Below are 23,093 nucleotides of genomic sequence, written 5' to 3' on the forward strand. Positions count from 1 at the left end.
CGAAGCCCCCGCGCAACCCCGCGGAGTTCCCCATCCCCCAACGCCCGAGCGCTTGGGAACTGTTCAGTACCTTCAACTCAAAAGCCTCGGGCTGGGCTGGTGGACTGCGAGCCGCACTGTCGTTGCTGATCCCCGGCACTATCGCATGGTCGTTGGGCCACACCGATGCGATGTTGCTAGTTGCTGGCGGAGCGTTCACCGTCATCTACGGCGGCAATCTGCCGTACCGCATCCGCCTGAAGGTGATGGCGTTCTCCGCCGTCCTGCTGGCCGCCTGCCCCACCATCGCCGCCTGGCTGGGCAAGATGATGTGGGAGCACATGGATTCTGGCGGCTCACACTGGTGGCTACTCATCGCCGGCGTGTACTGCACCTTCCTCTCCGGCGTGTTCACCTACACCCAGAACGCACTGCGCCTGCCGCCGCCAGGCGGCTTCTTCATCGTCATGGTCTCCGGCGGTGCCACGATGATCGCCCGCAACGACCTCAACCCGCTAGCCATCGGCGGTTGGGCCTTGTTCGGCGCGTTCGTCGCCATCATCGTGGGCATGTTCCCCGCCCTGCTTAATCCGCGCGGCCCCGAGCAGCGGGCCATTCGCACTCTTAACAACGCAGTAGCAGACTTCGCTGAGGATCCAAGCCCCGGCAACTACTACCTGGCTCGCACTTCCCTTTCCGAGGCGTGGACCACGCTCATGGGCGCGGGCATCGTCTCCGGCGGCAGGGTCGTCCGCGAATCACAACGCGACCTGGTGGTGCAGGTGCAGCAGGCCCGCCAGAAACTCATGGCCGCCAGTGCGCACTCGGGCTACGTGGATACGGACGAGGACTTCTCCGATACCAACGGCATGGTCGACCCCACCCGCACCGCAATCCCACACCACAAGCCATCAGTGAAGTACCGCTTCGGCCGTTCACTCAATATCCACAGCCATGCGGAGCTCAGCATGGAAAAGGTCGTGCTGGCCAGCCTGGTCTCTTGTGCCATCACTATCTGGTTGGACCTGGACCGCCCCGACTGGGGAGTGATCACCGCCCTGCTGATCCTGCAATGGGGCCCGGAGAAGATCCCCGGTACCATCCGCGGCGTCCACCGACTCTTAGGATCCGTGCTGGGCATTGTCCTGTTCGCCATCGCCCATGCCTTCCAGATCGGCGGCCTCCCCCTGCTGTTCTTGCTGGCTGCCTGCCAATTCGCCGCCGAGTTCTTCATCGTTAAGAACTATGCGTTCACCGTCATCTTCACCACCCCCATGGCGCTGATGATGGGCAACTCTCTCGACCGCCCGCTCGGCGACGTGGTGATCGACCGCCTCGCCGAGGTGTGTATTGCGGTTATCTGCTCGTTTATCTTCTTGTGGCTTTGGCGTACTACGTCGGACGCCCACTACCACCGCCGCCTTGCAGGCCACTGCGAAGCGGCAATGGGTGCCCTACTAGGCGCTTTGCTGATGAACCCGCCGGACCGCGCGCTCTACGCGCGCCGCGATCTGCAGTTCGAGCTGCTCAGCGAGCGCAAGCACATGATGAAGATGATCAACAACAACTCGCCCTATGCGCGCAGCATGTGGGCCAAGCACAACCAACTGCAGCTCACCGGATATACCCTGCTGGATTACTGCAATGCCCACGCGGACGAGGAGCTCTCCTTAAGCGAGATCAACCGCCTGGCCGCGGCGGTGCGCCAGCTCGGCTGAGCCTAATGGGCGTCAAAAGATCTAGTCGGCAGATCTAGTCGGCGTCAGTAGACAGAGCCGCGACGAAGGCCTCCTGCGGAACAGAAACCGAACCGATGGCCTTCATGCGCTTCTTGCCTTCCTTCTGCTTCTCCAGCAGCTTGCGCTTACGTGACACGTCGCCGCCGTAGCACTTGGAAAGAACGTCCTTGCGCAGGGCGCGGATGTTCTCGCGGGCGATGATCTTGGAGCCAATGGCGGCCTGCACCGGCACTTCGAACTGCTGGCGCGGGATGAGCTCCTTGAGCTTCACGGTCATCTTGTTGCCGTACCAGTGGGCATTCTCGCGGTGGACAATAGCGCTGAACGCGTCCACCGGGTCGCCCTGCAGCAGGATGTCCACCTTCACCAAGTCAGCCAGCTGCTCGCCCGCTTCCTCGTAGTTCAGCGAGGCGTAGCCCTTGGTGCGGGACTTCAGCTGGTCGAAGAAGTCGAAGATGATCTCACCCAGAGGCATGGTGTAGCGCAGCTCCACGCGATCCTCAGAGAGGTAGTCCATGCCGCCCATCTGGCCGCGCTTGGACTGGCACAGCTCCATCGTCGCGCCCAGGAACTCCGCCGGCACGATCACGGTCATCTTCACGATCGGCTCGTAGATCTCGCGCATCTTGCCACCCGGCCAGTCCGAAGGGTTGCGCACCATTACCTCGCTGCCGTCCTCCTTGACCACGCGGTACACCACGGAAGGCGCAGTGGAGATCAGGTCCAGGTCGAACTCCCGCTCCAGGCGGGCGCGGGTGATCTCCATGTGCAGCAGGCCCAGGAAGCCACAGCGGAAGCCAAACCCCAGAGCCACGGAAGTCTCTGGCTCGAAGGTCAGGGAGGCATCGTTGAGCTGCAGCTTCTCGATAGCCTCGCGCAGGTCCGGGTACTGGTCAGCGCTGATCGGGAACAGGCCGGAGTACACCATCGGGGTCGGCTCCTGGTAGCCCTTCAGCGGGGTTTCCGCGCCGTTGACGGCCCAGGTGATCGTATCGCCCACCTTGGACTGGCGAACGTCCTTCACACCGGTGATGATGTAGCCGACCTCGCCCACGCCCAGGCCCTTGGTCTTCGTCGGCTCCGGGGAAACCACGCCGATCTCCTGGGTCTCGTGGGTCGCGCCACTGCTCATCATCTCGATCTTCTGGCGGGATTCCAGCCGGCCGTCCATCATGCGCACGTAGGTCACCACGCCACGGTAGATGTCGTACACGCTGTCGAAGATCATGGCGCGGGCGGGGGCATCGGCATCGCCGACGGGCGCGGGCACCAGCTCGCAGACCTTATCCAGCAGCTCGGATACGCCCTCGCCAGTCTTGCCGGATACGCGCAGCACGTCCTCCGGCTCGCAGCCGATAATGTGTGCGATCTCCAGGGCGTACTTCTCCGGGTCCGCCGCGGGCAGGTCGATCTTGTTCAGAACCGGGATGATTTCCAGGTCGTTTTCCATCGCCAGGTACAGGTTCGCCAGCGTCTGTGCTTCGATGCCCTGGGCTGCGTCGACCAGCAGGATGCAACCCTCACACGCCTCGAGGGCGCGGGAGACCTCGTAAGTGAAGTCCACGTGGCCAGGCGTATCGATCAGGTGCATCACCAGCTCTTCGCCCGCGTGCGCACCTGTCTTCGGCACCCAGGGCAGGCGCACGTTCTGCGCCTTAATCGTGATGCCACGCTCGCGCTCGATGTCCATGTTGTCGAGGTACTGGTCGCGCATGTCGCGGTCCTCGACTACGCCCGACATCTGCAGGATACGGTCCGCCAGGGTGGACTTGCCGTGGTCAATGTGGGCAATGATGCAGAAGTTGCGGATCCTCTCTGGGTCCGTGAACGTCTCTGTGGCGTAATGCTTCTGCTTGGCTGCCATTTGCCCTCCTCTTTCGCTTATGCGTAACCCTACTATGCATCGGCCTGGAGGTAGCAGACGGGGTTTAGCTGCGAACCTTATTACTGCGAGTTACTGCGAGCACGCGGTTCGGGTAATCTGTCACATATGGCTGGTTTCGAAGGAAGTGTTGTGGATGTGACGCCCCCACGGGGGAAATCCCGCAATCCCATTGGGGCCATCAAGGGGTTCTTCCAGCGTTTTTATATCCGCCGTTTCACGCGTAGGCAGGCTCTGAAACGCGGCATCGCGGAGCTAAATGCCCACCTTGGGATGGGCGCGGAGTACGCCGGCTTGGCGGGTGACCGGGACGAAACCATCAAAACCGCCAGCCGCGAGCTCGCCCGCCCCGTCACTTATATTCCGGACATGGATGGGCAGGCAGATGCTGGCGAAGTGGTGTGGGCGGACATTCGCCCGAAGAAGGGCGTACCCCCTGAGCGGCGCGCAGTGCTTGTCGTCGGACGCAAGAATCACCGGCTACTCACCTTGCTGATCTCCTCCCGCGAGGAGCACGCGGAACAGCCCATTTGGATCCCCATCGGCACCGGACCGTGGAGCTCCGGTGCGGACAGGGATAGCTGGGTGCGTATAGATAAGGTGCTGCAGGTGCCGGAATCCCACATCCAACGCCGTGGCATTCCGCTGCCCTCCCGCCGTTTCGATCGGGTCGCCAACGTGCTGCGCCAGGAGTACGGCTGGGGCTAGACGCTTTTTGCCTTTTCTTTACCCCTGCTGCTAACATTTCCCGAGTTCACAGTGCTGCTAACACCAGCCACTAGCACCAGCGTTAGTTGTTGGTACGTACTGCGAGGCCACGCCGCATCCCACAGGACCTTGGGTGGGATGTTAGAGACCGCGCGGCCACGGCGGGAGCCCGCTCCCCTGAACAAATTTTTTCCGAAAACTTTTTTGAAAGAAGAGGCACGCCACCATGGCAAACATCAAGCAGCAGAAGAAGCGCGTTCTCACCAACGAGATCGCTCGCAAGCGCAACCAGGCTATCCGTTCCCGCCTGCGCACCGAGACCCGCAAGTTCAACGTCGCCGTGGAGGCTGGCGATAAGGAGGCCGCTGAGGCTCAGCTGCGCGTCGCTTCCCGCTTCTACGACAAGGCCGTCACCAAGGGCACCATCCACCGCAACAACGCGGCAAACAAGAAGTCCGGCATGGCCGCACGCTTCAACAAGATGTCCTAAGCTCTCCAAAGCTTTTCTAACCGGCACTTGCCTGTATCGAGGCCCGCACCCTTTCACAGAGGTTGAGACGTTGCGTCACAAAGCAACAACAGCAACAACCTCCCCCGGGTGCGGGTTTTCGTTATGTCCTAAGCTTAAGAGCTAGATCAAGGGCTGATACAGCCTCAGCTGATCGCTGCTAATGACTTTTCGAAGGAGTTCGACAAAGGGATGAAGGATCGCTTCCGCTCAGCCCTACTCGGCACCGCCCTGGGCGATGCGTGGGGTTACCCGTACCAGAACGAGCCGCAGCCCGACCGCACCCCGCTACCCGATTCGCTGGTGATCAGCGACGCTACGCAGATGACCCTGGCTCTGTGCGCCGCGATGACGGAGATCGACGACGGGGATCTGGACCGCGAAGAGGGCATGCAGGCCATCGGCCAGCACTTCATCAACTACCACGGTGACCGGGATTACGACCGCCACCCCGGCGCGTCGAACACCGAGTCGCTGGATCGGCTGAGCCTGCTCGGGGCAGAGCACTGGGACGATGTGGCTACGCACTCGGGTGGTTCAGGTGCCGTGATGCGCGTGGCGGCCAGTGCTTTGCTCGCTCCCGCCGAAAAGGGCGTGGGCTGGTCCGTACTGCAGGGCATCCTGACTCACGACTCGGGCGTGGCCCGCGCGGCATGCGCCATGGTGGCCTGCATGCTGGCTGCTAAGAAGGGCACCCGCCTGCTCGACGTCGCAGAAGGGCTGGCCGGCGATGAGAACTTTGACAACGATAGCCTGCTGACCAACGAGGAGAAGCTGGACATCCTCACGGACCTGGACGAAGCTCTGATTACGGATCTGACCGGCCCCGACGTTCCGTTGAGCGAGCTGATCTCGCGCGTCAGCGCCGTCCACGAGCACCTCACCCCATTCCTGCAGCAGGGCGACTTCGAGGAGCTCTACCGCAACAGCGGCAAGTTTGTGCAGATTCTGGGCCGTGGGTGGGACGCAGGCTCCTGCACCGCCTCCGCACTACTGTTGGCTCAGCTATACCTGGATAATCAGGATCAGTACGCCCCGCACGACTTCCTGCACGTTGCCGTGAACTGGCCGGGCAATCGCAACACTCGCGCGTCGCTGACCGGCGCGCTCATCGGCTCTCACCTGGAGGGTGGAGTGGCCGCGTGGGAGGAAACCCGCGAGTACGATTTCGAGTCCCGCTACGACGACGCTGTGCACTTCGGCGTGTGGAAGGGCTTCAGCGCCCACTAGCGCTGTACCCGCTGCGCTATCTGCGCGCTGTACCCGCTGCGCTATCTGCGCGCTGTCTGCCCGCCAGCACTGTGCTATCTGCGCGCTGTCTGTCCGCCAGCGACGTGCGCGATTTTCCGCACCGCGTTCTCGACTGCAAAGTCGGGGTCGGCGCTGTGGCCCTTCACGCCCGCATCTAACTCCGCGGTGATCTGCACAGCCTGTGCGATCATGGGGGTGGTCCAGCGTCGGGCGGTACGGAGCGTCTTGTCCAGTTTCCACGGCGCCATGCCGAACTTCGCCGCATCTCGGCGAGAGTTGATATTGCCCGCGCCCGCTACCTTCGCAATGTCCGCGATCCCGGTGCTCAATGCGCTGGCCAGCAGCACCGGCGCCACGCCCAGCTGTAGCGCCCGGCGCGCCAGCGCCACCGCAGCACGGACGTTTCCGGCGATGGCATAGTCGGCTACTTCAAAGCCGCTGACCTCTGCCTTGCCCTGGTAGTAGCGCTTCACCGCTGCGGCGTCCACGTGGCCGTCCGTATCGGCGACTAGCTGGCTGATGGCGCTGGCCAGCTGGCGCAGGTCGCTGCCCACCACATCCAGCAGCAGTTCGCACACTTCGCGGGTCACACGCGCGCCCTGGCTGCGGAACTCTTGGTCGATGAAGGCCAGCTGCTCGCGGCCCTTGAGCGCCCCAGCTTGGAATACCACCGCGCCAAGTTTCGGCCAGCTATCCACCAGCTTCTTGTTACGGCCCTTACCGGTGTGCACGATGATCAGCACCACCCCGTCGGCAGGATCTTTGATGGCTTGTTCCAGCAGCCCGACGATCTCCTTGCCCGTATCCTCCACGCCGGTGACGACCACAATGCGGTCTTCGGCGAACAGGCTGGGGCTTAACAGTTCGGCCAGTTCGGGTGCACTGAGTTCCGAGGCTTTGCGCATCTCTACCGGCAGGTTTGGGTCTCCGCTTGCGGCCCGCGCTTGGTCAACGATGGCCTGCCTGCGCCGTTCGGCCAGGAAGTCGTCGCCGCCGACGATCAGGTTGATGGGTGCGGGGGGCTCGGGGCGGTTCATGGGTTCGATCTTGCCAGATCTGCGCGCGCGACTTCTAACGGATCTCCACCTTGTCCTTACACGGGTAGTACACGGGCACCCCGTTGGGCAGGAAGCTGGGCCTGCCATGCGGTTTCCCGCACTGCGTCACGATCACCGCCACCTGTTGTGTTCCTCCTTTCTCCGCCACGGCTGCGTCGATCGCTTGTAGCTGCCGCATCGCCTGATCGTCGTCGCGAACTTGAAACACTGCCTTGCCGTCTAGGTCCACTGGCCCTGTCTTGATTGCTGCGGATACGTGTGGTTTTTCTAGTTTTATGACGCCCCCTCGTCCCCACACCCCCAGCATCAGCATCCCGCACACAAGCGTGGCCCAGCCCCACCGGAGTGTGCGCCAGTAGCGGGCGTAGCGGACGCTCGCCAGCACTACAGCCAACAGGGCGCTGGCGATGCCCGCCCATGCCCATCCGCCTGGGGTGGCAAGCATGGGCGCGCCAGATCCCGTGCGGGCCACCTGCAGTACCCATGCCGCACACGGCACTGCTGGGGCGACGACGATCTTGGCCAGCAACATCGTCACCGGTGGGTAGATCGCCGCCAGCAATGCTGCCACGAGCCCAAGAACGGTGATCACTGGAACCACCGCAGTCACCGCCAGATTGCAGATCACCGCGACCAGGGAGACTTTCCCCGTCATGTGGACGATGATCGGGATGGTCACCAGATCCGCTGCGATCGCCACGAGGACCATGCGCACCACCATCGCCTGCAGCTGGGTGGGCCGCTCGTGCACGGGCAGCCAGGGAATCAGCGGCATCCTAGCCAGCACGGCTTTTGACCACCAAGGCAGCACCACCACGATGCCCGCCGTTGCCGCCACAGAGAGCACGAAGGCGTAGCTTATGGCCATGCCTGGGGAAAGCACCATCAGGACAATGATGGCCGCACTCAGGGAGGCGATGATGTCCGTCCAGCGCGCCGAGGCCACCGCCACCAGCCCGACGCTGCCCATGATCGCCGCGCGCAGCACACTGGGTTCCGGGCCGACCAGCAGCACGAAGGCCACCAGAGCGCCGGCTGCCACCAGCAGCCTGGTGAGGCGCCCCGCCCGGCAGGCCGTGGCCAGCACCAACGCGGCTCCGGTGACTACCGCGACATTGGATCCAGAAACCGCGCTGAGGTGGCTTAGCCCAGTGACGGTGAACTGATTGCGCAGAGTGGAATCCTGCATGCTGACGTCCCCCAACACCATGCCGGGCAGGATCTTCCCGGCTTCCCACGGCAGGTCAGCGCACAGCGCGTGGAAGCCTTCACGCAGCCAGGCGGTGACGGCCCATATACCTTCCGGCTCGGTGATGTTCTCCGGCGCGCGGGTGGCGGACAGGGTGACCGGAACCATCTCCGCCCCGCGGGCGGGGCGCAAGGTGGCGGCAATGTCGAAGCTCATGCCGGGTTGTAGAGCCGTGAAGTCGCCGGCGCCCGCTGTGCCTCCGTCTGCAGCTCCGGCTCCAGCTTCTGCCCCGGCCAAATCGGGGCGTAGAAAAAGCGGCACTTCCCCCAGGCTGTCGACGTCCACGGGAACCAGCACCGTGCCCTCCGCGACTTGTTTCGGCAGGCCCGCCACCGTTACCCGCTGCTGCACACCGCCTGCTTGAGTGGAAAGGTCTTGCAGTAGCGGCTGGGCGTCAATAAGAAAGATCCGCCACCACGTGCCCAGACCCACCGCGCTGGCAACGGCTCCAACAGTCGCAACGCTGCGCGCGAGAAGGCGGCGCCACGGGGCTCCGTAGCTGCGGCGGGCGTGCCACCACCAGGTGGCGCTGGCGAGCGTGACGAGCCCTCCGATGGCAAGCGGCCAGAAGCTGCGGGTCAGGATGATCGCGGCGGCCATGAGCCAACACCCGAGCGCGACGGGGACAAGCCGCAGATCAACACCGCGGGCTTTGGTGACGGCTTCCGGACTGAACGGCTCCGGCGCGCCCAACGCCAGCGAGCTAGATTGTGACGGCATCGCGCATCGCTTCGAACTTCGCCGGGCCGATGCCTCGGACGTCCAGGAGCTGCTCGATACTGGTGAAGGAGCCGTTGGATTCTCGCCAAGCGATGATGGCCTCGGCGGTGGCTGGGCCGATGCCACTGATAGTTTCCAGCTGCGCGGCGTCCGCGGTGTTGAGGTTCACCTTGCCCTCTGCGCCGTCTGCACCCTCGGGCTTACCTCCCTGCGCTGCAGGCCTACTTCCTGCCCCATCAGGCTTAGCCCCGTCCGCGCCTGTTCCTCCGGCACCACCCGGCGCGGCTTGCGCTCCCCCGGTGTACACCACGCGCGAGCCACGATCATCCACCACGATCTGCATGCCATCGCTGACCGGTTCCGCCAGATTGATGCCCAGCACGACCGCCTTAGGCAAACCGCCACCTGCGGCTTCTATGGCCTCGCCCACCCGAGTGCTCACCTGCACCCGAAGCAGCCCGGGGTGATGCACCATACCCTGCACGCTCACCACGACTTCCTGGTGATCGTCCTGCTCGTTAGCCTGGCCATCGTCCCCCGCTGTGGCTTCCCCCGAGCCAGTTGCCGCTGCGCCACCGCCACCTGCTTCTGCAGTTCTATCGGCTACCCCGGGAGCGTTAGTGCTCGCCAGCATGTCGGCGCCGCCCGCTCCCGCCCCATCGTCCGGGTCTTGCCGTTGGCAGGCGAAGAACGTGACGCTGATGAGAACAGCCACGACCACCGTGACGATAAGCCCCCTGGATGCTGTGCTGCCAATGACCGTGTGCGTGTCTAGGTCAACGTTGGCGAGCTCATGCTCCGGCATGGGCTGGGCTAGAGCCTCGGCGCGGGCGCGAACCTTGTCAGCAGAACTCTGCCTGATGCGTCGTGTGGACATGCGCCGATCAGAACATGCCCTATAGACCGCCAGTCGTCAGATACCGCAACCGGCACACCAAAACCCCAGGAAGCTGTGGAAAACCCCTCCCCTGTGGATAACCGGCGAGTAGAAGCTCCTTGTAGCCCCTCCTGAGTTACTCGGTGTCGCTGCTCTCTGCACCGTTATCCTCGGCCTTCTCGCCGTTCGCCCCGGATGTTTCGGGTGCATCCGGCACCTCTTCAGTCTCGGCGGACTTATCTGCCGCTGCCTCGGCAGAATCGTCTGCTTCTGTGCCGGCAGCTTCTGCCGCTGCTTCAGTCGGCGTGGCGCTCTCCGCCGCACCTCGCAGCGTCGCCGCCACGCCCAGTGCCCCTTGCCCCACGTGCAGCTGCAAAACCTCCGGAATGCTCACGATACTGACCTCTACCTGTGGCAAGGACTTCCAGGTCTCTATCCGAACCTGCCTGCGCAGCGAGTGCGGGCGCGGCTCCGGCGGCTCGGTTGGGACTTCCAGCTGGTTCAGCTGCTCAATCATCTCCCCCAGCCGCGCAGATAGATCCACTGCCTGGTCCTCGGCATCACTGTGGTGCACGGCAATCTGCACGTCACGCGGGTTGCCTTTGCCCGCCACGGCCTCGTCGATCACCAGTCGGCGCACCAGATCCACCACGCGATCCATCGCCTTGACCTGGGTACGGGTCTTCGCCGCCAATGTCAGCTTGCCCTCGGTCACCTGCAGAATTGGCTTAATCGCCAGCGTAGAGGTCAGCAACGCCTGCCCCACCGACAGGCGCCCGCCCTTGCGCAGTACGTCGAGCTGGTGAACGTACAGCCACAGGGAGGAGTTCTTCAATGTCTCCTCGGCCACCGCCACCACGGTGTCCAGGTCCGCTCCGTCGCGCGCGGCCTCGGCGGCGCTCAGCGCTGCAAAGCCCAGCACCATGCCGATGCTCTTGGTATCCAGAACCTTCACCTGGCCGTCGAACACTCCCGCCGCCACGCACGCATTCGCATACGTTGCGGACAGCTGCTTGGAAAGGTGCAGCGCCAGCACGCCAGCATCCCCGCCGCGCTCCATCAGGCGGGCGTAGCTCGCGGTCAGCTCCAGGCTGCTCAGGCTCGAGGTCGTCTGTTCTTCCCCTTCACCCTCCACGTGCAAGTCCAGCACAGTGATGCCGGCCTTCTCCGCAACCTCCTTCGTTAGGCAGCAGGAGGAATCGGTGACGATCTGGACAGTCACTACCTACCTACCTTCGCCGGGGTTGTGCGGGTTGGAGCGGGTGGCGTCATTACCAAAAGAACTAGGGGCAGCACCTGGAAGGGCACCCTCGTCCGGGCTTGCGTCGGTGGCCACGCCCAAGTTCCAGCCCTCCAGGTGCCACTGCGGCAACTTCCACCAGTCAGCGCGGCTGGAAGGTACCAGCGGGACCGTGCTTCCGTCGACTGCCACCGGAGTGGTGCCCGCCGCCTCGCCAGTAAAACGCGGGCGGGCCAAAAGCTGCGACCAGCAGGCATTACCCAGGCCGGTGAACACCGGGTAGTAGCGCACCGGAAGGTCCAGCAGGCGGGCGGTAAGCGCACCGATCGTGCCACCGTGGGCGACGATCATCACGTCGCCGTAGTCGAAGACATCGGTAGCCATGATCTCCTCTATCACGGCGTAGGCGCGCTCGGCGACCTCCAGGCGCGTCTCGCCACCCGGAGGAGCCCACTGGGGATCGTGGCGCCAATACGCTCGCTGGCCTGGGAAATCGCGGTCTACCTCTTCGCGCGAGGCCCCCTGCCACTGCCCCAGGTCCGTCTCCTGCAGGCGGGTATCGGTGGTCACCTCACAGCCGAAAGGCTCGGCCAGGATCAGCGCCGTATCGTATGCACGCTTAAGGTCGCTGGCGATCACCCGCGCGATGCGCTTATCCTCCAGCATCTGCGCGGTAACCTTGGCCTGCTGCACACCCACCGGGGACAGATCAGTATCCAGCTGTCCCTGCATACGCCCCGTGGCGTTGTACTCCGTCTGTCCGTGACGGACCAAAAAGACCCTGCGCTCGCCCATGGTGAAGACTTATCAGCTTCTACAGCTCGTCCGCGTCCGGGGCGGGGCCGGCCAGCGGCAGGTCGTCGATGCTGGTGGCTTCCAGAACATCTACCTCTGCATCGGCATCCCAATTGCTTCCGCGGTCTACCTGCTCCACGCCCTCGACCTCGATCTGCGGGGCATCGCGCCACAGGCGGTCTAGCGCGTAGAACTCGCGCTCTTCCTTACGCTGCACGTGCACCACAACATTGCCGTAGTCCAACAGCACCCAGTGGCCCTCACCGCGGCCTTCGCGGCGGGTTGGCTTGGGCCCGTCCTGGCCCACCTCGTACTCCACCTCGTCGACGATGGAGTTCACCATGCGCTCGTTATCGCCGCTGACGATGACGAACACATCCGTAATGGCCAAACGATCCGAGACATCGAGGACCAGAATGTCCTCCCCCAACTTCTCGGCCGCTGCGCGTGCCGCCACTCCGGCGAGCGCGATCGAATCTGCAGTAGCAGTCAAAAAATTTCAGCCCTTCATGATTGGTTTAAAACACAACCAGTTTAGCAACCCACCAGCTATTCGCTGGAAACGTACATGCCGTGCTTGGCGATGTACTGCACCACGCCGTCGGGCACCAGGTACCACACGGGCCGGCCATTGGTCGCCCGCTCGCGCACGTCGGTGGAACTGATGGCCATAGCGGGAATCTCCACCAAAGACAGGCGCCCGGCTGCGACTTCCTTCGATAGCGGATCGTCGCTGCCCTCGTCGTCCTTCGGCAACTCGTAGCCAGGACGGGTGACACCCACGAAGTGCGCCAGGTCGAAGATTTTCTCCCAGTCCCGCCACGTGACAATCTTCTGCAGCGCATCGGCGCCGGTGATAAAGAACAGCTCGGCCTCGGGGTATTCGGCGCGGATGTCCGCCAGGGTGTCCACGGTGTACGTATCCCCGCCACGGTCAATATCCACCCGAGAGACCAGGAAGCGGGGGTTGGAGGCCGTGGCGACGACCGTCATCAGGTAGCGATCCTCCGCCGCGGAAACCTTCTTGTGCTTCTTCTGCCACGGCTGGCCTGTGGGCACGTAGATCACCACATCCAGGTCAAACAGGTCCGCGACCTCACTGCCGGCCACCAGGTGCCCGTTGTGGATGGGGTCGAAGGTTCCGCCCATGATGCCGACCCGGGTGGGCTGTGTGGTGGTCTTCTGCACTGTTGTTTCTGCCTTCTCTTCTTCCGGGCCGCGCTTCCGCCCGCCTGGGGCTTTATGTTTCCTGCCGGAAGATTCTAGTCTGGGGAGGTGCGGGCGTAGGATCGCCCAAATTATAGGTGAAACAATAGGGAGTGTCCGATCTAGCGATGAGTACGAACGCTTGGGTTCCAAACCAGCACGGCGCATGGGCGATGCTCTTCCTGCCGATCGCCACGGGGCTGATCACCGCCGCTGTTATCGCTCCGTCCTACGGCAATCCGGTGCAGTGGTTGGCGCTGACTTTCATGCCGCTGGCCTGGATTTTCGGTTACTTCACGTTCTTCGCCTTCGGCCTGTGGTTCAAGACCCGTGCCCCTGCCCGCCGCCGTGCGTATCTCTGGCCTACTTTGACGTACGGTGCTCTCACCGTCATTTTCTCCGCGATTGTGTTGTATCTGCAGCCGCGATTGCTGTGGTGGTGCGTGCCGTTTGTGCCGCTGATCGCGGTGGCTCTGATGGAGGTCTTCAGGAGGCGCCCCCGTAGCCTCATCTCGGGTATCTCCACCACAGTGGCAAGCGCCCTAATGTACATCGTTGCGGTTTCGGCCAGTGGTTTTTCCATCCTGCCGTGGTTCTTCAGCGAGGCCCCCGTCGCCATTTGGGTAACTACCCTGGTCATCGGCTTATATTTCACGGGCACGATTTTCTATGTGAAGACCATCATCCGCGAGCGGGATAACGCGCCCTTCGAGCGGGTTTCGCTGCGCTACCACCGCATCGCTTTGTTGATCACGCTCATCACCTCCATCGCGGCCGTGTTCGACGGTGGTTACACCGCCAGCGGTCCACTGATGATTCTGGTGATGGCCACCGCTGCCCTGCGAGCCAAGCTGATCCCACCGATCGCCAAGGCAAACCCACGCGAGTGGACGCCTAAGAAGGTCGGCATGTGGGAAATACCGATGTGTCTGGTCCTGGCGCTCGGCGCGAGCCTTACGCTCGTGGTGTAGCTGTTCTTTCTTTATGACGCCCACTTCTCAACTGACAAAGTGAGCGCCACCGCCACACTTAGGGGCGAACCTGGCCTTCGCCGTTGATAACCCACTTGGTGCTCGTCAGCTCCGGCAACCCCATCGGGCCGCGGGCGTGCAGCTTCTGCGTGGAGATGCCGATCTCCGCGCCGAAGCCGAACATCTCTCCGTCCGTCCAGGCGGTGGAGGTGTTGATGGAGACAGCAGCTGCGTCGACGTACTGCTCGAAGTAGCTGGTGGTCTTGTAGTCGCGGGCGGCGATGCCCTCAGTGTGGCTGGTGCCGTAACGGTTGATGTGGGTCACGGCCTCCTCCACGCCGTCGACAATGGCCACTGCAATGTCAAAGCTCAGGTATTCGTCGGTCCAGTCGGTTTCCTCCGCCTGAACACAATCGTTAATCAGTGGATCCAGCTGCTTCTTCTCACCGTGCAGGGTCACACCGGCCTTCTGCAGTTCCTCCAGGACGTAGATCTTGTCCGGGTCCGGCAGGGCGGAATCCAGCAGTACAACCTCGGTGGCGTTGCAGACGGAGCAGCGGCGGGTCTTGCCGTTGATAACCAGCTTGGTGGCTTCCTCGATGTCCGCAGAGGAGTCGACGTAGAAGTGGCAGTTACCCGTACCGGTCTCGATGGTGGGTACGGTGGCTCCCAGCACCACGGCGTTGATCAGTCCCGCGCCACCGCGCGGGATAACCAGATCCACCAGGCCACGGGCGGTAATCAGGTCCTGCACAGAGTCGTGGGTATCGCACGGCAGCAGCTGGACCAGCTCACGCGGCAGGTTGTGGTTTTCGGCAACATCCTGCAGGATCTGCACCAACTTCTCGTTGGTGTGACGGGCGGACTTGGAGCCGCGCAGCAGGGGCACGTTGCCGGACTTAATGGCCAGTCCGAAAGCGTCGACGGTGACGTTGGGGCGGGCCTCATAGACCATGCCCATCACACCCAGCGGCACGCGCACCTGCTTCATACGCAGGCCGTTGGGGCGGGTGTGTCCGCGGACGATCTCGCCTACCGGGTCGGAAAGGCCGATAACCTGGCGCAGACCGCCGGCAATACCGGAAATTCGCTCGGTGTCCAGGGCAAGGCGGTCCAGCAGGGAGTCGGCGAAGCCGCGCTCCTTGCCTGCTGCAATGTCCTTCTCGTTGGCGGCGATGATCTCCGCCGCATTTGCCTCCAGCGCATCTGCTGCGTCAGCCAGCAGATCGTTCTTCTGCTGGGTGTTCAGCAGCAGCTGGGAACTGACCTCCTTGGCCTTTTTCGCCTTGGCTAGAACCTCGTCGCGTTCTGCCTGGCGTTCCGGGGAAAGTTTGTTCTCTGTAGCGTCGTTGGAGTTCGTCATACCACCCCATGCTAGCGAATTAGCCCCTAAGCTGCGCTCGGTTGTAGGAATCCAGAACACAGCATTGGCTCTTTGAGAAGGTAGTATGGCCTAAGATTCGCTTCTTCGAACTCAAGGCGAACTTTCATGTATCGCTCTGTCCTCGATTCTCACAGTAAGGAATCCAATTGAACTCTCTAGCAACAGGTGGTAGCTACCTTTTGGCCGCCGTTCTCGCCGGTGACGCGTTGATTTCCATCAAGCCGCCTAGGTTCATACGCCGTTGTCTTGAGGGGGTTAAGTTTCCCGAAGATTGGTGGTGGACGCTGATCGCGATCAAGTCTCTCGCAGCCGCAGGACTGGTTTACGGTACGGCTACTGGCAACGCTTCAGTCGCGACAACCGTCTCAGTAGGTGTACTGGGCTATTTCCTTTCAGCGATCACTGCACACATTAAGGCGAACTTCCTCGGATCGGAATTCTGGATTAACTGCCTGGGAATGACGGCTCTTAGCGCAGCCGTTCTCTCCCTCAATGCGTCATCCATGTAGGGGCACCGTCACACAACGGAACGTCGGCAGAATTAACGCAGCTTGAGCCCTACGGGAGCCCCGGGGCTCACTCCCCTACTAGCCCCTAAGCTGCGCCCGGTTAGAGTAATGGGACATGTAGTCGGCGTGCACCACCGGCCTGCGGGCAAACTCCGGCAGATCAGAAGTTGACTGGCCAATCAGGTCGTGCAGCATGGCGGAATCATAAGCAACCTCGCCGCGTCCAACGATTTTGCCGTCCGGCCCCACCAGGTCCACCACGTCGCGCTGCGAGAAATCGCCCTCGACCTTGGTGATGCCCACCGACAGCAAGGACTTGTGATTCTCCGTCACGGCGCGGACCGCGCCGGCATCCAGGTGCAGCTGGCCATAAGAATCTGCGGCGTACAGCACCCAGAACTTCCATGCGCTCAGGCGGTCCTGATCCGGCCAGAAGCACGTTCCTACCTCCGCAGTATCCAGAGCCGCGCCGATGTTCTCCGTGGAAGTCAGCAGAACCGGCACACCTGCGCGAGAGGCCAGACGGGCAGCCGATACCTTCGCCGCCATACCACCGGTGCCCAGGCGGCCACCGTCGCCTGCGGCCACGCCCTTCAGATCCTTGGAGGTTTTCACCTCGGCGATGAACTGGGCACCTGGCTCGGCCGGGTTGCGGTCGTACAGGCCGTCCACGTCGGACAGCAGCACGCAGGCATCCGCGAAAGCCAGGTGGCTTACCAAAGCGGCCAGGCGGTCGTTGTCGCCGAAGCGCATTTCAGAGGTAGCAACCGTATCGTTCTCGTTGACAATCGGCACGGCCTTCAACTGACGCAAGCGGTCGATGGTGCGCTGGGCGTTGCGTGCGCGGTCGCGCTCTGCGGCGTCCGAAGCAGTAAGAAGAACCTGGCCGATAGTACGACCGTAACGGGCGAAGCTACGCGCCCACTCCTGGGCCAACAGCACCTGGCCGACAGACGCGGCGGCCTGCTTGGTAGCCAGGTCGGTGGGGCGCTGGGCAAGCTCCAGAGGGCCCATGCCGCAGGCCACAGCACCGGAAGAAACGACGATGAGGTCGGTGTCGCGCGCCATGCGCGCCTCCAGCGCGTCGGCGATCATGTCAATCTGGTTCGGATCCACACGGCCGTCGTCGTCGGTCAGGGAGGAAGATCCGATCTTCACCACCAGGCGGCGGGCGTGGGCGATGTCCTCACGTACATCGGAATCGTGCCCCATCGCCGGATCGTCTTCGTCCGCCTCCGGTTCGGGAAACTCAATGGACGTCGCGGGCACCACTGGACCCGGCTCGTGCACTGGCCTCTGCCCGTAGGTAGGCACGGGCGTGGCTAATTCGGGAGTCATCTCCCCCGGCCCTGCGTAGCTAAACGCGGACTGGGCTGAACTGAACTCTTTTTCGTCTGCAATGTCGGAATCGGAGGATGACATACACACCAGTATGCCAGCCCCGCTCCCGGGGTTGTGCAGATTGGTTCAACGTAGCTACCCCTGCCAGCGCTCGCGCTCGGCTACTTCCCCGTCGCCGAAATCGTTCTCGTCAATCAGGCCACGGCGGGCCTGCGAGGCACGCTTGCGCTCCTCTGGGGTAGCACGGGTGTTCTGCTCCAGGCGGATGTCGGTGCCGCGCCCACTGCGCATGACGTCCACACCGGCAGCGGTCTGCGGATCCCACTCGAAGGTGATCTCCCCGATCGTTACCTCGCTGCCCGCATCTGCGCCGGCCTTGTAAAGCGCTTCCTCCACGCCGGCCTTCGCCAGACGGTCGGCCAGGTAGCCCACGGCCTCGTCGTTTTCGAAGTCGGTCTGGCGGATCCAGCGTTCGATCTTCTCGCCACGGACGATAAAAGCATCCTCGGCGGACGGGTCGGCTTCCACCTCGAAGTCGGCAAACCGCCCGCCGGAGCGCTTGCGCAGCCCCTTCGGGGTAATCACTTGCGCGGGCTTCTCCTCCACCGGGTTGGCCTTGCGGTGGGCCTTCACAATGTCCAGCAGCGCGTACTTCAGCTCATCCAAACCCTTGTGCGCCACGGTGGAGATGCGGAAGATCGGCCAGCCGAATTCCTTTAGTTCCTCCTCCTGCAGATCGGCCATGTCGGCGGCATCCGGCACGTCCATCTTGTTCAGGATGATCACACGCGGACGTTCGCGGAGGTCGCCCAGCCCGGAATCGCTCGCCAGCTCCTCCTGGTAGTTGGCTAGCTCCTTTTCCAGGGCCTTGATGTCCGCGACCGGATCGCGGTCTGCCTCCAGCGAGGCGGCGTCCACAACATGGGCCAGAACGGCGGTGCGTTCGATGTGGCGCAGGAAGTCCAGCCCCAGGCCCTTGCCTTCGCTGGCGCCGGGGATCAAGCCCGGCACGTCAGCGACGGTGAATACCTCGTGCCCGACGTTGACCACGCCCAGATTCGGCACCAGGGTCGTAAACGGGTAGTCTGCGATCTTCGGCTTCGCTGCCGACAGCACGGAAATCAGCGAGCTCTTACCCGCCGATGGAAAGCCCACCAAGCCGACGTCTGCCATGGACTTGAGTTCTAGGATGACGTCTTTCGCCTCACCAGGTTCGCCCAGTAGCGCGAAGCCCGGGGCCTTCCTGCTTTTGGACGCCAGCGCTGCGTTCCCCAACCCGCCGTGTCCGCCCGCGGCGACGATCATCCGCGTACCCTTGCCTGTCAGGTCAGCAATTGCCTCGCCCTTGGAGTTAAGCACCACGGTGCCCTCCGGCACTTGGAGTACGAGATCTTCCCCGCGCGCACCGTGTCGGTGATCGCCGGCACCGTTGTTGCCACGCTGGGCCTTGATGTGCGGATGGAAGTGGAAATCCAATAGGGTGTGTACCTGCGGGGAAACCTCCAGGATGATGTCTCCACCGTGGCCACCGTTGCCGCCATCGGGTCCGCCGAGGGGTACGAACTTTTCGCGGTGGACAGAGGCACAGCCGTGGCCGCCGTCACCGGCCTGCAAATGCAGCACTACGCGATCAACGAATTGTGGCATGGCTTTCCTTTCGCCCCTACTGAACCCGTCTAGGGCTTCCTAAATCTTTAAACACCGAGTCTATCGACTATCGGGACATCGGCCTAATGAAAAAATCCAGTGAACGCATCCGCTGCATCCACTGGATTTGTATGGTTTTAAGGCTAGTGCCTTAGAACTTAGGCCTCTACTGCCTCGTCCTCGACGATGTTCACCACGCGACGGCGGCGCTTGGTAGCGAACTGGACGGAGCCGGCCTTCAGGGCGAACAGAGTGTCGTCGCCACCGCGGCCAACGTTAACGCCCGGGTGGAAAGAGGTACCACGCTGGCGGATCAGGATCTCGCCGGCCTTGACCTGCTGGCCGCCGAAGCGCTTCACACCGAGACGCTTGGACTCGGAGTCACGGCCGTTGTTGGAGCTAGATGCACCCTTCTTGTGTGCCATTAATCTCTCCCTCCTTAAGGAAGAAAATCGAAGTGTCTCGGTAGTTTACTTGATACCGGTGACCTTCAGAACCGTGAGGGTCTGACGGTGGCCGTAGCGGCGCTTGTAACCGGTCTTGTTGCGGTAGTGCATGCCGCGGACCTTCGATCCGCGAACGTGCTCCACGATCTCAGCGTTGACATTTACAGATGCCAGCTTGTCACCGGTGGTGACGTTTGCGCCATCGACGACGAGAACCGGGGTGAGAGCCACGGACGAACCCGGCTCACCCTCGATCTTCTCGACCTTGACGAGGTCACCTTCGGCAACCTTGTACTGCTTTCCGCCGGTCTTGACGATCGCGTACATGTAGGGCTACCCCTTTATTTCTCTAATCGGCTCAGGCAGCCCCCCTGCGGGAAGGAAGCATCCTGACTGTTACTTTTGCTTAGCTGCGTTCGTTCCCCCAAAAAATGCCCGGGGCACTTCTGTGCACACTGTGCGAACGCACCCTGCTGGAAGCTAGTGCACTCGCACAGTCCCCGGCGACGCGCGCGTTAAGGCTGGTCACCGGCGGAACGAACAGCGACTGGTTAAGACTACCCGGTCAGGGGGCTAAAAACCAAATCCCTTCGCTTTCGCTCGGAACTAGTTCGTCTTGCGCACCACTCGCCGGCGCCGGCTACGCGAACGGGTGTTCTTGGACGTGTTCTCGGCGCTCTTCTTGGCACCGTTTTCGTCACTATTTTTTGTGACGCCGAAGTCCTCCGGCCGTGGGGCAAAGTCAGACTTGGAGTTGCCCCGTGTCTGCCGCTTCCGGCGTGGTGATTCCTCGAACTCGCGCTTGGCTTCCTCGTACCTGGATCGGTTAGCGGAGGAAGTGTTGGCGTCCCGACCCGAAGAAGAACGGGCACTGCGCGCGCCGGTGTCCGCCGAGCGCACCACACGGCGGCGACGGCGAGACCTAGTGTTCGCGGTCTTATTCTGCTCCGGGCGCTCGGCGTTGTTGGCTGCCGAGGGCTCGTCCGGATCCTCCTGGGCGGAGCGCTTGCGGGCGTTGGCGACGATGCTGTCGATGTCACTGTTAGACGCCTTGGAGTTGCGCCCCTGTCGCTCTCGCTCCGCAGCCTGGGCGGCATGCGGGTTCCCGCGGCGGACTACGCGGCGCACTCGACGGCGAGTGCCCTGCTGAGGCTTATCATTCTGAGCTTTGCTCTTATTGGACTCACTTTGCTGGGACTGTTGCTGGGACTGCTTGTCCTCGCGGTGCGTGTGCTTGTCCTCGCGGTGTGCTCCCGTATCCTCGCGGTAGTTCCTCTCCGACTCCTTGCCCTGGTTCTGGTTCCTGCCCTGGTTCTTAGCCTGCTGGCGCTCCTTGCGGTGCCCGTGGTCGCGTCGCGGCTCTGGATCCTTCTGTTCCACCGGGTCCGGGTGCATGATGAATCCGCGGCCATCGCAGGCCTCACACGGGGTGGAGAAGGTCTCCAGCAGGCCGGTGCCGAGGCGCTTGCGGGTCAGCTGCACCAGACCCAGCGATGTCACCTCGCCCAGCTTGTGGCGCGTGCGGTCGCGACCCAGGAACTCCGACAGGCGACGCAACACCAGATCCTGGTTCTGCTGCAGCAGCATGTCGATGAAGTCCACGACAATCATGCCGCCGATGTCGCGCAGGCGCAGCTGGCGGACGATCTCCTCGGCCGCCTCCAGGTTGTTCTCCGTGACCGTGGCCTCGAGGTTGCCGCCGCTGCCCACAAAAGAGCCGGTGTTCACGTCGATGACCGTCATGGCCTCGGTGTGGTCGATGATCAGGTAGCCGCCCGAAGGTAGCCACACCTTGCGGGCCATGGCCTTTTCCAACTGCTGGTCCAGGTCCAGTGGCGCGAAGGCATCCTGGCCGTTGTGCTTGCCACGGTTCCACTTGTTCACGCGATCCATCAGCTCAGGGGAGGTCCGCCCCAGGTAGTCGCGCACGGCCTGCCAGGATTTATCGCCGTCGATGATCAGCTCGGAGAAGTCCGCGTTGAAGACGTCGCGCACAACTTGGATCAGCATGTTCGGCTCTTCGTACAGCGTCACCGGCTTGGAGCCCTTGGAGTTGCGTTCCTTGTTCTCGAGCTTCTGGATCTCCTGCCAACGCTTCTCTAGGCGTTGCACATCCTCGGTGATCTGCTCTTCCGTCGCGTTCTCCGCAGCCGTGCGGATAATTGCGCCACCATCGCCGGTAATTACCTCACCCAGGATGTCCTTCAGACGCTTGCGCTCCCCCGCGGGGAGCTTGCGAGAAATACCGGCAGTCGTGCCCGCCGGGAGGTACACCAGGTAACGGCCCGCGAAGCTAATGCGGTTGGTCAGGCGCGCACCCTTGTGCCCGATCGGATCCTTCAGTACCTGCACCAGGATCTGGTCGCCCGGGCGCAGCGCCTGGTCAATCTTGCGGTTCTTGGAGTGCAGGTGCGGCGAGCGCCAATCCATCTCGCCTGCGTACAGCACGGCGTTGCGGCCTGTGCCGATATCCACGAAGGCGGCCTCCATGCTGCCCAGCACGTTTTGCACGCGGCCGAGGTACACGTTGCCGATCAGCGACTGGTGCGTCGCATCCGCCACGAAGTGCTCGACCAGCTGGCCGTCTTCCACCACGCCGATCTGAGTCATCATGCCCTTGTGATCGGCCCGCTCCGAATCGCGGACGATCATCGTGCGATCCACGGACTCGCGGCGCGCCAGGAACTCGGCGCGGGTGATGGCCTTGTAGTTCTTGTCTCGGTTCTTCGCCCGCCAGCGGCGCTGCGATTCGAGGCGGGTGGACCCCTTCATCTTCACCGGCTCGTCCACTAGGTCTTCGGTGGCCCGCTCGGCCGGGTGCAGATCCTCGGGCGCGACGTTCTTCGCGGGGGTCTCTTCCGATGCGTCACCGCGGTCGTTGTTGCGTTCGCCCTTTTCTTGTGACGCCCACCCCTCCGCCCGGCGCGCATTTCCCACACGGCGCACAACTCGGCGGACTCGGCGGCGGCGAACCGGCTTCGGCACGGAGTTACCCTCCTGAGCCTTCTCCGGTTCGGACTTCACGGCCTCCTCAGCCTGCTCCGGCTTCTGCTCTGGTTCTGCCTTCTTGGCAGACTTCTTTACAGTGCGCTTCGCAGTCTTCTTCGTCGCCTTCTTGACGGTCTTTTTCGCCGCCTTCTTGGTAACCTTCTTCGCAGGCTTCTTCTTCGGTTCCTCAGCCACAGTATCCTCAGCTACAGAACCCTCGGAAGCCTCCGCCTCCGCAGGCTTCACGTCCGCCTGAGATGGCTCAGAGTTGGCACTGAGGGCGTCCAAAACAGAAAAGACCTGCGCCTGAGTCAGCGACGAGGCCGTCTTCTTCCCCTCAATGCCGTGGTCCGCCAGAATGCCCAGGAAGTCCGTCGCACGGATCCCCAACTGCTTGGCAACAGTGTGGACGCGAACCTTCTCCCCCACACTCTCTCGATCAATTTTCGCAGCCTGAGCTGCAATTTCCGGGCTGATAGTCGCCACGAAATCTCCTTTTAAAGTCTTCAAAGTTTTCCTGATCGCCATGCCGCATCGTCGTTGTGGGCATCCGATCTGTATCCCATTGTCTCATATCGCTGCATATCCATCCGAC

General features: G+C 62.8%; 20 protein-coding genes. 6 read left to right on the forward strand and 14 right to left on the reverse strand.

Features of this window, described 5'->3' with window-relative positions; translation table 11 throughout:
* A partial coding sequence (locus MHX63_RS06615) for an FUSC family protein (protein ID WP_239387801.1) occupies window positions 1-1,697 on the forward strand: 1,697 nt, incomplete at its 5' end.
* A gap of 34 nt (window positions 1,698-1,731) precedes the next feature.
* Here MHX63_RS06615 and lepA read toward each other — a convergent pair.
* The gene (gene lepA / locus MHX63_RS06620) at window positions 1,732-3,582 is read right to left on the reverse strand and encodes a translation elongation factor 4 (protein ID WP_239387802.1); all 1,851 of its coding nucleotides are present in this window, start codon (window positions 3,580-3,582) and stop codon (window positions 1,732-1,734) included.
* 126 nt (window positions 3,583-3,708) lie between these two features.
* On the opposite strand from lepA, the gene MHX63_RS06625 reads away from it, so the two are divergent.
* From MHX63_RS06625 to MHX63_RS06635, 3 genes are all read left to right on the forward strand, one after another.
* Window positions 3,709-4,308, forward strand: a complete 600-nt coding sequence (locus MHX63_RS06625; protein WP_239387803.1) for a type II toxin-antitoxin system PemK/MazF family toxin — start codon at window positions 3,709-3,711, stop codon at window positions 4,306-4,308.
* Between the two features lie 226 nt (window positions 4,309-4,534).
* Window positions 4,535-4,798 (forward strand): 30S ribosomal protein S20, encoded by a 264-nt coding sequence (rpsT, locus tag MHX63_RS06630; RefSeq protein ID WP_239387804.1) that lies wholly within the window; start codon window positions 4,535-4,537, stop codon window positions 4,796-4,798.
* A 210-nt stretch (window positions 4,799-5,008) separates the two neighbouring features.
* Window positions 5,009-6,046, forward strand: coding sequence for an ADP-ribosylglycohydrolase family protein (locus MHX63_RS06635; protein ID WP_239387805.1), 1,038 nt, complete (start codon window positions 5,009-5,011; stop codon window positions 6,044-6,046).
* A gap of 74 nt (window positions 6,047-6,120) precedes the next feature.
* Here MHX63_RS06635 and holA read toward each other — a convergent pair whose 3' ends face one another.
* From holA to nadD, 7 genes are all read right to left on the reverse strand, one after another.
* Window positions 6,121-7,104 carry a DNA polymerase III subunit delta gene (gene holA / locus MHX63_RS06640; protein WP_239387806.1) on the reverse strand — a complete coding sequence of 328 codons (984 nt, stop codon included), beginning with the start codon at window positions 7,102-7,104 and terminating at the stop codon, window positions 6,121-6,123.
* A gap of 34 nt (window positions 7,105-7,138) precedes the next feature.
* Window positions 7,139-9,094, reverse strand: coding sequence for a ComEC/Rec2 family competence protein (locus MHX63_RS06645; RefSeq protein ID WP_239387807.1), 1,956 nt, complete (start codon window positions 9,092-9,094; stop codon window positions 7,139-7,141).
* Window positions 9,078-9,971 (reverse strand): ComEA family DNA-binding protein, encoded by an 894-nt coding sequence (locus MHX63_RS06650; RefSeq protein WP_239387808.1) that lies wholly within the window; start codon window positions 9,969-9,971, stop codon window positions 9,078-9,080. The genes MHX63_RS06645 and MHX63_RS06650 overlap by 17 nt, the downstream gene beginning before the upstream one ends.
* Before the next feature lie 136 nt (window positions 9,972-10,107).
* Window positions 10,108-11,193, reverse strand: coding sequence for a DegV family protein (locus MHX63_RS06655; protein ID WP_239387809.1), 1,086 nt, complete (start codon window positions 11,191-11,193; stop codon window positions 10,108-10,110).
* A 3-nt stretch (window positions 11,194-11,196) separates the two neighbouring features.
* Complete coding sequence (locus tag MHX63_RS06660) at window positions 11,197-12,006, reverse strand: histidine phosphatase family protein (RefSeq protein ID WP_239387810.1); 810 nt, start codon at window positions 12,004-12,006, stop codon at window positions 11,197-11,199.
* A gap of 19 nt (window positions 12,007-12,025) precedes the next feature.
* On the reverse strand, window positions 12,026-12,499 hold the full coding sequence (gene rsfS / locus MHX63_RS06665) for a ribosome silencing factor (RefSeq protein WP_005296457.1): 474 nt from the start codon (window positions 12,497-12,499) through the stop codon (window positions 12,026-12,028).
* A gap of 56 nt (window positions 12,500-12,555) precedes the next feature.
* On the reverse strand, window positions 12,556-13,194 hold the full coding sequence (gene nadD / locus MHX63_RS06670) for a nicotinate-nucleotide adenylyltransferase (RefSeq protein WP_370644032.1): 639 nt from the start codon (window positions 13,192-13,194) through the stop codon (window positions 12,556-12,558).
* 146 nt (window positions 13,195-13,340) lie between these two features.
* Here nadD and MHX63_RS06675 point away from each other — a divergent pair, with 146 nt between their 5' ends.
* Window positions 13,341-14,183, forward strand: a complete 843-nt coding sequence (locus MHX63_RS06675; protein ID WP_239387811.1) for a YwiC-like family protein — start codon at window positions 13,341-13,343, stop codon at window positions 14,181-14,183.
* A gap of 58 nt (window positions 14,184-14,241) precedes the next feature.
* On the opposite strand, the gene MHX63_RS06680 is transcribed toward MHX63_RS06675, so the two are convergent.
* Entirely contained in the window at window positions 14,242-15,546 is a 1,305-nt protein-coding gene (locus tag MHX63_RS06680) for a glutamate-5-semialdehyde dehydrogenase (RefSeq protein WP_239387812.1), read from the reverse strand.
* A gap of 167 nt (window positions 15,547-15,713) precedes the next feature.
* Here MHX63_RS06680 and MHX63_RS06685 point away from each other — a divergent pair, with 167 nt between their 5' ends.
* Window positions 15,714-16,076, forward strand: a complete 363-nt coding sequence (locus MHX63_RS06685; RefSeq protein WP_239387813.1) for a DoxX family protein — start codon at window positions 15,714-15,716, stop codon at window positions 16,074-16,076.
* Window positions 16,077-16,154: 78 nt separating this feature from the next.
* Here the strand turns inward: MHX63_RS06685 and proB are convergent, their stop codons facing one another.
* The 5 genes from proB to MHX63_RS06710 form a co-directional block, all read right to left on the reverse strand.
* Window positions 16,155-17,414, reverse strand: coding sequence for a glutamate 5-kinase (gene proB, locus MHX63_RS06690; protein WP_370644047.1), 1,260 nt, complete (start codon window positions 17,412-17,414; stop codon window positions 16,155-16,157).
* Between the two features lie 138 nt (window positions 17,415-17,552).
* Window positions 17,553-19,064, reverse strand: coding sequence for a GTPase ObgE (obgE, locus tag MHX63_RS06695; protein WP_239387815.1), 1,512 nt, complete (start codon window positions 19,062-19,064; stop codon window positions 17,553-17,555).
* Between the two features lie 158 nt (window positions 19,065-19,222).
* The gene (rpmA, locus tag MHX63_RS06700) at window positions 19,223-19,489 is read right to left on the reverse strand and encodes a 50S ribosomal protein L27 (RefSeq protein ID WP_035005351.1); all 267 of its coding nucleotides are present in this window, start codon (window positions 19,487-19,489) and stop codon (window positions 19,223-19,225) included.
* A gap of 45 nt (window positions 19,490-19,534) precedes the next feature.
* Window positions 19,535-19,837: a 50S ribosomal protein L21 gene (gene rplU / locus MHX63_RS06705; RefSeq protein WP_239387816.1), complete on the reverse strand. Its 303-nt coding sequence runs from the start codon at window positions 19,835-19,837 to the stop codon at window positions 19,535-19,537.
* Between the two features lie 279 nt (window positions 19,838-20,116).
* Window positions 20,117-22,984 (reverse strand): Rne/Rng family ribonuclease, encoded by a 2,868-nt coding sequence (locus MHX63_RS06710; RefSeq protein ID WP_239387817.1) that lies wholly within the window; start codon window positions 22,982-22,984, stop codon window positions 20,117-20,119.
* Window positions 22,985-23,093: the final 109 nt, after the last annotated feature.

This window comes from Corynebacterium sp. ACRQK, from assembly GCF_022345965.1.
Lineage (GTDB): Bacteria > Actinomycetota > Actinomycetes > Mycobacteriales > Mycobacteriaceae > Corynebacterium.